The organism is Pleurocapsa sp. PCC 7319 (assembly GCF_000332195.1).
GTDB lineage: Bacteria > Cyanobacteriota > Cyanobacteriia > Cyanobacteriales > Xenococcaceae > Waterburya.
The window spans coordinates 1,986,277-1,999,838 of sequence record NZ_KB235922.1 but is presented as its reverse complement, the minus strand read 5'-3'; the positions used below and the strand labels follow the sequence as shown (position 1 = coordinate 1,999,838).

Here is a 13,562-nt window from a genome sequence, read left to right as displayed (position 1 = left end):
TGTTGTCGATATACATCAACAGATTGGAGTAAATCTCTTTTTAATAAATTCTTGATAGAAATAGTTGATTTTTCTTCAGTAAATCGAAGTTTAAAAAACTTATCGAAAAAAGTATTTTTTGATACATTGTTATCCATGTAAAATCAAATATGCATCGGTATCCTATTTTGCCTCTAAAATATGCAATTTTCTGATAACTCGTCCGAGGCATCTCGCTCTGGTTTGACCTGGCAAAATATTATTGACTGGGCACAAACACATTATCGCGATCGCATTTTTCGCAAAGACGAACAAATTCCCGCTCGTCCACAATTAATCTACCTCGTTAATCAGGGGTTAGTCCGTTTGGTTGGAGAAGCTCAAAATCACCCTGAAACCAAATTAATATCGGAACCAGATTCCCCCGAACAAATTGAAGAAGCTTTTTTGGGCTTCGTTGATGCTGGTAAACCATTTGAAATTGTGTCTCAGTCCTCTTTTGGTCTTCAAGCTTATGCCCATCTAGATCACACTCATGTAGTTTGGCTTTATTGGAATGACTTAGAGGATTGGCCTGATTTTCGCCTGGAAATCTATGAGGCTTTTCGCTATCAACATCAACGGAAGCTTCTGTGGCTTAGTGCTTTGGGTCAAAGAAGAACTATAGACCGCCTGACAAGTTTTTTGAGCTTACTGATTGAAGAGTTCGGCGACAGCGACAAGCAGGGTTACTGCTTACCTTACACCCTCACACATGCTCAAATCGGTAGTGCGATCGGCTCAACTAGAGTTACAGTAACCAGATTAATGGGTAAATTACGTCGTCAGGGGGTTATCTCGATTAAGGAAGACAATTCCATCTGCATTCAAGATATTCATCTGCTCAAGAATAATCAAAAGCTATGATTTTTCCCGAAACTTTATTTTTCTCAAAAATTCATTTTTGTCCTCAAAACTTATTAAAAAGCCCAATCATTATTAGAATATTAGACAGAAATAGCAAATTAATTGAGTCGAGATGTAAAAAATATCTTAAGATTGACAAGTAAGAAGTTTAACTTTCTTAAAAACTTACTATTTGACAAGACTATAAATCAAGGAGAATATATATGGCGCTCGTACCCATGCGTCTGCTTTTAGAGCACGCTGCCGAAAATGATTATGGTATCCCAGCATACAACGTTAACAATATGGAGCAAATTATCTCCATTATGGAAGCTGCTAATGAGGCAGATAGCCCCGTGATTCTTCAGGCTTCTCGCGGCGCACGTAAATATGCAGGAGAAAATTTTCTACGCCACCTAGTTTTAGCAGCAGCAGAAAGCTATCCTCATATTCCGATTGCTATGCACCAAGACCATGGTAATAGTCCTGCAACGTGCTATTCTGCCATACGCAATGGTTTTACTAGCGTTATGATGGATGGTTCTTTAGAAGCAGATGCCAAAACCCCTGCTAGTTTTGAATATAACGTTAATGTAACAGCTGAAGTAGTTAAAGTAGCTCATTCTGTTGGAGCTAGTGTTGAAGGTGAACTTGGTTGTTTAGGTTCTCTAGAGACTGGACAAGGTGAAGCAGAAGATGGGCATGGTTTTGAAGGTACGTTAAGTAAAGACCAACTACTAACCGATCCCGATGAAGCAGTCGAATTTGTAGAACGTACTCAAGTTGATGCTTTAGCAGTAGCTATTGGTACTAGCCACGGCGCTTATAAATTTACTCGCAAGCCTACAGGTGAAATTTTAGCCATCAGCAGAATTGAAGAGATTCACCGTCGTTTACCCAATGTTCACTTGGTAATGCACGGCTCTTCCTCTGTGCCTCAAGAATGGATTGATATCATTAATGCGAACGGTGGTAAAATTCCTGAAACTTATGGTGTACCAGTAGAAGAAATCCAAAAAGGTATCAAGAGTGGTGTTCGTAAAGTCAACATCGATACTGACAATCGCTTGGCAATCACTGCTGCTATTCGTGAGGCAGCGGCTAAAGATCCTTCTAACTTTGACCCCCGCCATTTCTTGAAGCCTTCTATCGCATACATGAAAACTGTATGTCTTAGACGCTATGAAGCTTTTGGTACTGCTGGCAATGCTGGTAAAATCAAGCAGGTTTCCTTGGATGATTTCGCTGCTAAATATGCTAAAGGTGAATTGTCTACTAGCTCGAAGAAAGCAGTTTCTGTCTAAAACCTTGAGCAGTTGATAATTTAAATATAATCTCAGATTAATAATCTCAGATTAAATGAGTGGTTGCTATAAACTACTCGTTTTTTTTAGGCTACCGAAATAGACTAAATTAATACCAAATTGAATAGCTTTGACTACACATTGATCGTAAGGGCGCATTGCCATGCGCCCCTACACAAACGATCTGTTGTCTTTTAAATTTAAAACGGTATAACTTCTCAAAACCTTCACGACTCCGAACTCCAGTTGTGAAGGTTTTTAGTTTATAGCAATACGAACTTTTATTAGGACACTCATTACTCGTTACTCATTACTTACGAGCAATCAAATAAACTTGTCTTAACGTAACTTTGTACGGCTATAGTAGCGATCGCTAAGTTGTTAGTTTCACTCTTTTCAGTTAACAGAAGATTTAATTCTAACTCCAGTTGATTTTTACAGTTAATAATACTGAAGACATCTGAATAATATAAAGCTATAAAATAATTAATTATTTTTTCTTCTCTAATCTAATATGGCAACTCCTGGTTAGAGGATTTAAACCCTAAACCCTGTACAAGTTATCTAATTGGTAATGGGCAACAGGGTTTTAATATTTTTACACGATTAATAATCTGTACCTCTAATCAAAAAGAACTCTTTCAAATGTTGCTTATAAAAAAATAATTTTATTGCCTTTAAATAGATAAATAAAGCTTCAGGATGAATATATTTGACGATTATAAAATCAGCGAAAAATTTTATGATGATTCTCACTATCATATTTATCGAGCAACTCGACAGTCAGATAGAATTGATGTACTACTCAAAACTATCCCTCCACAGCTTTCAAATTTAAAATCAGTAACTTGGTTGAAAAATGAGTACCAAATACTGCAAAACTTGAATTTAACAGGAATTATCAAACCTTATAGACTGCAAAAATACAACAACAGTTTGGCTCTGATTTTAGAAGACTTTGCTGGAGAATTTCTAGATCAGTTTCTGGAACTCAAAAAACCTTTACAGAGTGATTTTTTAACTATTGCCATTCAATTAGTAACAATTATCCAAGAGCTACATCAAAATCAGATAATTCACAAAAATCTCCAACCTTCTAGTATCCTGATTAATCCAGAAACTCTAGAAGTAAAAATTACTAATTTCGATATTGCCACTAATGTTGTCAAAGAAAATCCCAACTCTCAGCAATTAGAAGCTACAAACATTGCTTACATTTCTCCAGAGCAAACTGGGCGCATGAATCTCCCTCTGGACTACCGCACTGACTTATATTCCTTAGGGGTTATTTTCTATCAAATACTGACTGGGAAACTCCCTTGTCAGGCTGAAGATTCATTACAGTTAATGCACTGTCATCTTGCTCAAACACCAGATTCTCCTCATCAACTAAATCCAGACATAGACGAAACTATCTCATCTATCGTAATGAAACTCCTGGCGAAAAATCCCGAGGATAGATATCAGAGTGCCAACGGAATTAAAGCCGATTTAGAAATCTGTCAAATTCAGTATCAGCATCATGGCAAAATTAAACCATTTGACCTAGGAACAATAGACCGACGCAGCCAATTTGTAATTCCTCAGAAACTTTATGGTCGTTCATCTGCAATAGATACTCTCGTCTCATCCTTAGACAGAGTTTATTCTGGGGCAACAGAAATAATTTTGGTCAGTGGTAGTTCAGGGATGGGTAAGACTTCGGTGATTTGTGAAGTCACCAAACCAATCGTTAAACAGAAAGATTTTTTCCTTACTGGCAAGTTTGAGCAATTAAAAAGAAATATACCTTATGAAGCAATAATTCAGGCATTTCGGAGTTTAATCCGACAGTTATTAACTGAAAATACAGACAATATCAAAGTCTGGCAAGAAAAAATACTATCCGTAGTTGGCAAAAATGGCAAGGTGATTACGGATATAATACCTGAACTAGAGCTAATTATTGGTTCTCAACCAGATGTAATTAAATTACCCACCAAAGAAAATCAAAATCGCTTTAATACCGTATTTGAAAAGTTTGTTAGAATTTTCGCCCAGCAAGAACATCCTCTGGTTATGTTTCTGGACGATTTACAGTGGGCAGATTCAGCTTCTCTAAAACTAATTGAGCTTCTATTAAGCAATTCAAATAGCCAATATCTGCTCATAATTGGAGCATATCGGGATGATGAAGTTAACTCTACTCATCCCTTGATACAAACTATTGAGAAGATACAGCAAAATACTCGTATTAGTAATATTGCCCTGCAACCTCTGACTTGTGATGATATTAACCAGTTACTTGTAGATACTTTACATTGCCAACCAGAACAATCTTGCCCTTTGGCTGAGTTGCTTTTTGATCGCACCCGTGGCAATCCTTTTTTTCTGAATCAATTGCTGCAAACTCTCCACGCCGAAAAACTTTTAACTTTTAATTTTAGTAGTTGGAGTTGGCAATGGCAGCTTGAGGAAATTCAGTCTACTCCAATTAGTAATTTTAATGTACTGGAATTAGTCGTTAGAAATATCGAAAAACTGCCTCAAGCATCTCAAGAGGTATTAAAATTTGCTGCTTGCATTGGCAATCAATTTGATTTAGCAATTTTAGCGATCGCCTCTGGCGGTGGGCGGAGCGCAATCGCCCGAAACCACAGTCAAGCTGAAATAAATCAAGAATTGGCAAATCTCCTTCAAGCTGGAATTATTCTGCAAGTTCAAAAGCAACCAAACCCAACTTATAAATTTTTACACGATCGCGTTCAACAAGCTGCTTATTCACTACTTAACGAAGCAGAAAAAAAACGTATTCATCTTCAAATTGGTCAATTTTTGCTTGAGCAGACTAGTCCAACAGAGATCGAGGAAAAAATCTTTAATCTCGTGAATCATCTTAATATCGGGAGGGATTTAATCACCGAAGATTCGTTTACCAATCGTCTGGGAAAATTAAACTTACTTGCCGGAAAAAAAGCCAAGACTGCAAATGCCTATGAATTAGCAGCTAATTATTTGGATACTGCATTAGAATTACTTTCTCCATCTAGTTGGGAAGATAATTACGATTTAACGTTAAAAGTCTATTTACAAGCCTTAGAAGTGCAATATATGCAAACTAATTTTGAGCGTGCTGAACAGTTAGGAAATACTATTCTGATTCAAGCTAGATCGGTACTAGAAAAAGTCAGAGTTCATAAAATAAGGATTCATGCCTATATTGCTCAAAACCAGATGCAATTGGCTGTAGATACAGGGTGGCAAGTTCTGAGTCTACTAAAAATACCTCTACCAGATGATCCCAAACAAGCTCAAGATCTTCAAGCTCTCCTTAATTTTGAAAGCGATTACTCTCCGCGTACACTTCCTGAACGCATTGAATCCTTCAAAAATCTTCCTGAAATGGCTGATGACTATAGTAAGGCAGCGTTGGAAATCTTGGCGACTATTATTCCTCCTATTTATATTGTCAAGCCTCAATTGTTTCCCTTAGCAGCCTTAACAATGGTCGACCTTTGTCTACATTATGGCAACTCTCGACTCTCTCCTGTTGCCTATGCTCTTTATGGTTTGCTGTTATGTGCTAAGGGAAATATTGATGCTGGATATCAATTGGGCAAACTAGCCCTAAAGCTTCAAGAACAATTTGATGTTAGAGAAATTAAACCTAAAGTAGATTTTATTTTTAACAATATGATTCGCCATTGGCGAGAACCAGCGATTTCTACTTTAGACCCTTTTTTAAAGGGAATTCAAGAGGGAATAGAAGTAGGTGATGTCGAGCACGCTTGCTTTCATGCTACAAATTACTGTGCCTATCTTTTTTTTGCGGGAGAGCCTTTGCCCTCAGCTGATAAAAAATCCTTCAACCAAATCAGTATAATCCAAAATTTTAAACAGGATTTTCAGTTTAATTATGCTCGAATTTGGCGACAACTCAATCTCAATTTGCAAGGACTAGCGGAAGACAAGTTGCTATTAATTGGCGAAAGTTTTAATGAATCAAAAATGCTACCCTTGTGGCTAGAAGCTAATGATGCTATGTCACTGTTTGCTTTCTATCTCGCTAAAATGATTCTCTACTATTTCCTTAAGGATTTTCCACAGGCAATTGAACATGGTCGTAAAGGAAAACAATACTTAGAAGCCGCAGTAGGGAGAATGGGCTTTTCTGTATATCATTTTTATTGTTCTTTAGCTATGTTGGCAATACATCGTGATAAATTAAGCATTGAATTAACCGATTTGCAAGAAATAATATCTTATCAACAACTAATTCGCCAATGGGCTGTCCATGCTCCAGAGAATAATCTACACAAATACGAGCTAATAGCAGCCGAGATGGCTAGAGTCTTAGGTAAAAATGAGCAAGCAATCGAGCATTATGATAAGGCAATTACAGAAGCAGGCAAGTCAGGATATACTCACGAAGCTGCATTAGCAGAAGAATTAGCAGGAGAGTTTTATTTATCACAAGGTAAAACTAAAATAGCTGGGTATTATTTGACTGATGCCTATTATGGATATTGGCGTTGGGGAGCTCTAACTAAAGTAAGAGATTTGGAAGCAAAATATTCTGAATTATTAACTCGTATTCCCATAACGGATTACATCTCCGCAGCGCACTGGCTGGGAAAAACGGATCAAGACAGTTGGAGGTCGCCTCCAATCGAAGCTTTGGAGATGCTCTCTCTCTCGACATTGCCTCCTCCCCTGGAGAAAACCTCCAAAGACAATTCTTCGGCTTCTTCTGATTCGGTTCAAATCGATAGCCAGTCAGAAAGTCTGGCAACATTAGATTTATTTTCAGTAATTAAAGCCTCTCAGGCTATTTCTTCAGAAATCATTTTGGATAATTTGCTATCTAAAATGATGGAAATAGTTATGGAAAATGCGGGAGCGCAGAAAAGTATCTTATTTTTACAACAGAATTCATCCTGGATTGTAGCTGCTGCGGCAACGATGATTCCAGAAAAAAATGTCGATCTTCCTTATATTCCTGTAGCAGAATATCTAGACTTGCCACACACTATCTTTAACTATATTCAAAGTAGCCGCAGCACAGTTATTTTAGATCGGGCTAGCAAAGAAGGAATGTTTACTAATGATCCTTATATCATCGAATATCAACCAGAATCTATTCTAGGTTGCCCCATGATTTATAAAAATCAATTGCAGGGAATGATTTATCTAGAAAATAAGCTAATTAGTGGGGCTTTTACACCTGAGAAATTAGAAGTATTAAAAGTTTTACTGTCTCAAGTTTCAATTTCCATTGAGAATGCTCGTCTGTATAAAAATCTGGAAGACCATGCCTCGGTGAAAAAATCTTTAAAACAAAAAGAAATTTTACTCAAGGAAATACATCATCGAGTCAAAAATAATTTATTTGTAGTTTCTAGTCTTTTAGAATTTCAAAGTAGCTATGTTGAAGATCCAGAAATAATAAAACTACTGGAAAACTGTCAAAGCCGGATTACATCAATGGCATTAGTACACCAACATCTTTATGGTACTACTTCACTAGATAGAATAAATTTCGCTCAATACGTGAATTCCTTACTCGACAATCTTACTTATTCCCAAGGATGTAAAGAAAGAAACATTAATTTTGTGGTTGATATCGAGGATATGGAGCTAAACATTGAAACTGCCAACCCTTGTGGTTTGATTATAAATGAATTAGTTTCTAATGCCCTGGAACATGGGTTTTGCGATCGCGATAGTGGTAATATTTGGTTGAGTTTAAAACAAAATCTAGAAGGACAGAAAGTACTTACAATCCAGGATGATGGTGTGGGCTTTGCAGATGATAAAGATCTATATAATAGTGACTCTTTAGGACTAGAATTAGTTTGTACTCTAGTCGAACAACTTGAAGGTGAAATTAAACTTGATAAGACTAACGGTACTAAAATTGAAATTTTCTTTGATGAGTTAGATTATAAGAGTAGAATTTAAGGATCAAAACGACACATTGGTAAGAGTTGGAAGATACCCAACCCTTACTAGAAGACTGCTTACACTGTTTCTAGTATCTGTTCCCGATCTAGCTTTAGATCTAACGATTGCGATACTTGATCATCTTGAGCATAACTTAAAAGCTTATAAGCCCATTGAGTAAATAGTTCAAATACTTTTTCAACCAAATCAATACTTTTTTGTCGAGTTTCTGCCGAAAGATGTATATTTTCAATAAACGTTCTCACTTCATCGGAGCGAGTATTATGATTTTTCTCAGAATCATGATGATCACTACCAAAATACTGGTATTCTTGGTTGGTAATCAATTGCAATTCGTCAGTAATTTGTTCAGTAAAAGATAAAAAAGTATCAGCAGCAGCTTCCATTGCTTCCATAATTATTAACTTTTCTATGGCTTCGGATTGAACAATATATTTGTAAAGTTCATGAGTTAGAAATCGTGAAGCTTTAGTTTCTTCACTCCACAAAAATCTCAAAGAATCATTCAACTGTAAGGAATAATTAAAACCTAACTTCTCTAGATCTTCTAAAAACCATTGCCAATGAAAATCATCTTCATAAGTATGCTGATTTAATATTGTTTGAATTTTGTCGTTAGTCGGCTCCTGACGCAGAACATATTTACATAAATCGGAAAAACTCATGATAAACGGTGCAGCGTAGGGAGCAAAAGCCAATCTTTTTGCAGGATGTATACTTTTATCTTGCAAAAATTCAAACAAAGGTAACTGAGAATATATTTGTTGTTTTTCTTCGATTAGAGCCAAGATATCTTTCATTACTGTTAATTATTGGTATAAAGAGCTAAGTAAAAAGGAGACAAGTGGTTGATTTTGTTGTCTCAAGCTAATGTAATTTACATTACATTAGCTTGAGGTTAAAGTTTCAGGTATATTTAGTATTGGTTACAGAGCAAAAAAACAGTTGAATTAAGTAAAAATACTTGGTAACTACATTATCTTCTTTGAAAAAAAAAATAAGTGTTTTAACTTACATTTAAGCATAAAGAATTTCTTAAATAAGTAATAATACTGAAATTACTAATTTCAGTATATTTCTTTCTAAACAGCTATATAGTTCAACTAGGAGAAATTGGAATTCAGTTTGATTGCAGTGCGATCGCTCATGGATGATAGTTGAAGAGCGTGCGTTTGCAGTAACTTCAAATAACGAGTATTTTGACTGTTCTCAGAATCGCCGTCCAAAGCGTAGCAGGGTAGGGCAGTGAGTATGTCAAAATAAAGGATTGCAGCAATTATAGAAGAAATGGCAATGAGCGACTTTGATTACGATTTAATTATTATTGGTGCGGGTGTTGGTGGACATGGTGCAGCATTACACGCGGTTAAAAACGGTCTGAAAACGGCAATTATTGAAGCTGGAGATATGGGGGGAACTTGCGTTAATCGTGGCTGTATTCCCTCTAAAGCTTTATTGGCTGCTTCAGGTAGAGTAAGAGAGTTTAGTGATGCTCATCATTTACAAGACATGGGTATTCAACTAGGAGGAGTCCAATTTGATCGTATTGCGATCGCTGACCATGCAACTAATCTAGTAAATAAAATTCAAGGAGATTTAACCAACAGTCTCAAACGTCTTAAAGTAGATATTATTCGTGGCTGGGGTGAACTTGCTGGAACCCAAAAAGTTAAAGTCAGCAGTGATGATGGGGAAAAAACTATTACTGCCAAAGAGATCATGCTTTGTCCTGGTTCTGTTCCCTTTGTCCCCAGAGGCATAGAAATTGATGGCAAAACTGTTTTTACTAGCGATGATGCGGTTAAGTTAGAATCTCTCCCTGATTGGATCGCGATTATTGGTAGTGGTTACATTGGCTTAGAGTTTTCTGATGTCTATACTGCCTTGGGTTGCGAAGTAACTATGATCGAAGCCTTAGATACTTTGATGCCTGGCTTCGATCCCGACATTGCTAAAATCGCTAAAAAAGTTTTACTCGATAAACGTGATATTGAAACTTATAAGGGTGTCTTCGCTACAAAAATTACTCCTGGCTCCCCTGTAACGATTGAACTAACTGATGCCAAGACTAAAGAAGTGGTGGAAGTTTTAGAAGTAGATGCCTGTTTAGTAGCCACAGGACGTATTCCCGCTACCAAAAAACTTGGTCTAGAAACCTTAGCCATTGAACTAGATCGACGAGGTTTCATTCCTGTCAACGATAAGATGCAAGTATTGCGCGACGGTAAACCCGTGCCTCATCTCTGGGCAGTGGGAGATGCTACTGGTAAAATGATGCTGGCTCATGCTGCTTCTGGACAAGGTGTGGTAGCTGTCGAAAATATGTGTGGACAAGACAAGGAAGTCAATTATCGTTCTATTCCCGCTGCTGCTTTCACCCATCCCGAAATTAGCTATGTTGGTTTAACTGAAGCTCAAGCTAAGGAATTAGGCGAACAAGAAGGGTTTAAAGTATCTGCAGTTAAATCTTTTTATAAAGGTAATTCTAAAGCATTAGCAGAAGGTGAAACTGAAGGTATTGCTAAGGTAATTTATCGTCAGGATACGGGAGAATTATTGGGAGTACATATTATTGGTATCCATGCCTCCGATTTAATTCAAGAGGCGGCTAATGCGATCGCCAAAAAAGAATCTGTACAAAACCTCTCTTTTAATATCCATACTCATCCAACTCTGTCGGAAGTTCTCGACGAAGCCTATAAACGCGCTCAGGTAGTAGGTGTTTAATTAATTCAGGGAAGCGATCGCGAAGCCTGGACGGAGTCCAATCGCCCTGAGGGCGGTGAACTGAAGCCCTATCGAGCGATCGCCTCTGTTATTTCAAATATTTGAGATTAAAGTATCTGCGTAGAAATTATCCCCAACAACTTGAGATTAAAATTGTTAACCTGATTTAAAGCCTGGGTAAATAAAGATTTTTTAGTTTTGTTAATCGCTGCTGTCATTAAAATCCCATCTGTATGGGTAGCCAGAAAAACACTATCCATACTTTCCAAAATAGGTGATGTATTATAAATGATTAAATCAAATGATTGCCGAAATTCTTCAATTAGTTGTTGCATTTGATTTGATGATAATAGTTTTGAAGAATCTGCGGGTATTTGCCCAGAAGCCAAAATAAAAAGATTGTCTCTATGAGAAGAGGGCTGAATAACTTGGTTCAAATCAGTTTGATTAGTTAATAGCTCGCTCAATCCTACTTTATTAGCTGAGTAAGACTTAACTTGAAGTTGGGGATGAGAAAAAGTGGCATCTACCAATAGTACTTTTTGACCTGTAGCTGCTGCGGTATCAGCCAGATTCCAAGCAATTGTCGGTTGCTCATCATCCTCTATAGCAGAAGAAAGGACTAATGAACGTATCGGTGGTTCAGTAAAGCGAAACCGAAGATTAGTATAAAGGGTTCTGAAAGACTCAAAAATAGATTCAGGATTATGGTTACTATCTTCATACTTAACTAGGAGTCCAGAGTTGGTAGCGTTAGGCAACCGTTCGGGTGAATCATTCCAGGTAATATTGCCCAATAATGGTAGCTTCGTGGTTTCTTCAATATCTTCGGCAGTATAGAAAACATTGTGAGATTTTTCTAAAAATGCAGTTGCAACTATTCCCGCCAGTAAACCGCCTATTAGGGCGGCTAATAACTTTTTCTCTGAATTCATGGGAATTGGCTGAGGATTCCCTTTCTCATCCATCTTCAGTTGAGGTTTAGACACTATCTCCCAAGGAACCTGGCTTTGGGCTAATTCCACACTCAAAGTATCTTTCTGAGTCAGAAGTTGTTGAAGAGTTCGATTAGCGATTTCTAACTCTTGCTGAAGCTGGGTATATTGGCGAGCTATTTGGGGAATCTTCCTTGCTTCCCACTCAAACTCATTGATAGTCCTAGATAAAGAATTATTCTGCACCTCCAACTGCTTAATTTGATTGATTGTCTCAACTAGTTCCTGAGTCATTTTCGAGAGAATTGAATTTTGCGAGTTCAACAAAAGAGGAATACTACCTCCAGTTGGAGAACTCCCTAGCAAAATTCGCCTTCTTTCTTGAGCTAACAAGTCTAGTAAATTCTGACGTTTTACCTCTAGTCTTTGGATATTAGGGCTATTAACTTGATAAAGTACCGAATTAATGGCAATTTCACTTTCTACATTTTTATATTTTTCCAGTAGCGATTTATAGTTAGGATCTTCACTCAAAGTCGTGATGGCAATTGCTTCATCTGGGTTGACTTTTAATTGCCGTTGTAAGCTTTCTTTCAGGGTTTTGAGTTTATTCAGTTGGTTTTGAGTTTCAAATTTCTGTGTTTTGAGTTTACGAATTTGTTCTAATAAATTATTTCCCTTAGATTGAGGATCGATTAACTGATTTTGTTCCTGTAAATTTTGTAGATTTGCCTGTAATCTATTTACTCGATTGTATAAATCAGGCAATTGTTGTTCAATAAATTCAACTCCCTGACCAATACGAGTTTTCCGCTCCTCAAGGGAGTAACTTAAATATTTTTTAGCAGTTTCTTCTAAAATTAACTGTACTAGTTCTGGATCTGAATTTTGATAATTAACTTGAATAATTTTCGTTTGCTCAATCGGACTGGAACCGAGACGTTCAATTGCTAATTTATCTTTGAGTTTTTCCAAACTAAGTTTTGGATACTGAGTTTGAATTTCCTGAACAATAGAAGACAACATTCCTGGACTCTTGAGAAGAGCAATAATCGTCGAATAGTCCATTTCTAATTGTCTTAAATCTACTTGTTGACTAGAACCAGTTAGGGTACTAGGTGCAGTAAGTATACCTTCTGAACTTACAGGTTCGACCAACAGTTGAAAATTACCAGTATAGGTAGGTAGGCGATTACTGTACCAAGCTATGGCTGTAGCTAATGCTGTAATACCAGCAATTGGCACTACATTTCGCTTAATAGTTCTCAAGATAGAAATAATATTCAACTCTTGTTGAGCAGGAAGGAGTAAATTTTGTTCGGAATCGATTAGTGACTTTTGCATTTTCGATTTTTAGATTTTCTCTATATAATTTTCAAGATATTTAAAAATAGTTACCAGTTGATAAATTAAGTGTTCTTTGATTAGTACAAAAGACAAAGATCGAGATTTAATTATCAAAATGAATTAATACTATATTTTTTATAAGGCTTTTTTGATAAGCAATGTATAACAGATTTTTTATAAAAAAATCACAAAATGTTATTTATTTTAAACATATATTAGCTATGTAAAAAAGAGAGATAATTAGCTAGATTATTTTTCGAGCGCAATAGTTTTTCCACCTTTTCTCTATCGTAATTTTGAGATGTAATAATCTTATTGAGCTGATGATTTTCAGTAAAATCTTTTAATTCTTCAAGTTGAGGTGGAAAATATTTTTTCTTAACCGATTGCATATAATTCGTCTCCTTAAGCTATTTTAAAATTAAATTTTTAATATCATAAA

At 36.4% G+C, this 13,562-nt stretch carries 7 protein-coding genes; 4 read left to right on the top strand and 3 right to left on the bottom strand.

Going from position 1 to position 13,562, the window contains the following annotated elements; translation table 11 throughout:
- Positions 1–180: 180 nt before the first annotated feature.
- From PLEUR7319_RS0112945 to PLEUR7319_RS35200, 3 genes are all read left to right on the top strand, one after another.
- Positions 181–885, top strand: coding sequence for a Crp/Fnr family transcriptional regulator (locus PLEUR7319_RS0112945; RefSeq protein WP_019505655.1), 705 nt, complete (start codon positions 181–183; stop codon positions 883–885).
- Between the two features lie 203 nt (positions 886–1,088).
- Positions 1,089–2,168 carry a class II fructose-bisphosphate aldolase gene (gene fba, locus PLEUR7319_RS0112940; RefSeq protein ID WP_026102485.1) on the top strand — a complete coding sequence of 360 codons (1,080 nt, stop codon included), beginning with the start codon at positions 1,089–1,091 and terminating at the stop codon, positions 2,166–2,168.
- Between the two features lie 702 nt (positions 2,169–2,870).
- Positions 2,871–8,108: an AAA family ATPase gene (locus tag PLEUR7319_RS35200; RefSeq protein ID WP_019505653.1), complete on the top strand. Its 5,238-nt coding sequence runs from the start codon at positions 2,871–2,873 to the stop codon at positions 8,106–8,108.
- A 59-nt stretch (positions 8,109–8,167) separates the two neighbouring features.
- Here the strand turns inward: PLEUR7319_RS35200 and PLEUR7319_RS0112930 are convergent, their stop codons facing one another.
- The gene (locus tag PLEUR7319_RS0112930; RefSeq protein ID WP_019505652.1) at positions 8,168–8,911 is read right to left on the bottom strand and encodes a hypothetical protein; all 744 of its coding nucleotides are present in this window, start codon (positions 8,909–8,911) and stop codon (positions 8,168–8,170) included.
- A 493-nt stretch (positions 8,912–9,404) separates the two neighbouring features.
- Here PLEUR7319_RS0112930 and lpdA point away from each other — a divergent pair, with 493 nt between their 5' ends.
- Positions 9,405–10,838 (top strand): dihydrolipoyl dehydrogenase, encoded by a 1,434-nt coding sequence (gene lpdA, locus PLEUR7319_RS0112925; protein WP_026102484.1) that lies wholly within the window; start codon positions 9,405–9,407, stop codon positions 10,836–10,838.
- Between the two features lie 107 nt (positions 10,839–10,945).
- Here lpdA and PLEUR7319_RS35195 read toward each other — a convergent pair whose 3' ends face one another.
- Positions 10,946–13,117 (bottom strand): tyrosine-protein kinase domain-containing protein, encoded by a 2,172-nt coding sequence (locus PLEUR7319_RS35195; RefSeq protein WP_019505650.1) that lies wholly within the window; start codon positions 13,115–13,117, stop codon positions 10,946–10,948.
- A gap of 218 nt (positions 13,118–13,335) precedes the next feature.
- Entirely contained in the window at positions 13,336–13,512 is a 177-nt protein-coding gene (locus PLEUR7319_RS41285) for a hypothetical protein (RefSeq protein WP_019505649.1), read from the bottom strand.
- Between the last annotated feature and the right edge of the window lie 50 nt (positions 13,513–13,562).

What these genes read in the sequence shown, in the direction of transcription:
- PLEUR7319_RS0112945 (WP_019505655.1), top strand. Translation starts at nt 181, where the DNA reads ATGCAATTTTCTGATAACTCGTCCGAGGCATCTCGCTCTGGTTTGACC.
- fba (WP_026102485.1), top strand. Translation starts at nt 1,089, where the DNA reads ATGGCGCTCGTACCCATGCGTCTGCTTTTAGAGCACGCTGCCGAAAAT.
- PLEUR7319_RS35200 (WP_019505653.1), top strand. Translation starts at nt 2,871, where the DNA reads ATGAATATATTTGACGATTATAAAATCAGCGAAAAATTTTATGATGAT.
- PLEUR7319_RS0112930 (WP_019505652.1), bottom strand. Translation starts at nt 8,911, where the DNA reads ATGAAAGATATCTTGGCTCTAATCGAAGAAAAACAACAAATATATTCT.
- lpdA (WP_026102484.1), top strand. Translation starts at nt 9,405, where the DNA reads ATGAGCGACTTTGATTACGATTTAATTATTATTGGTGCGGGTGTTGGT.
- PLEUR7319_RS35195 (WP_019505650.1), bottom strand. Translation starts at nt 13,117, where the DNA reads ATGCAAAAGTCACTAATCGATTCCGAACAAAATTTACTCCTTCCTGCT.
- PLEUR7319_RS41285 (WP_019505649.1), bottom strand. Translation starts at nt 13,512, where the DNA reads ATGCAATCGGTTAAGAAAAAATATTTTCCACCTCAACTTGAAGAATTA.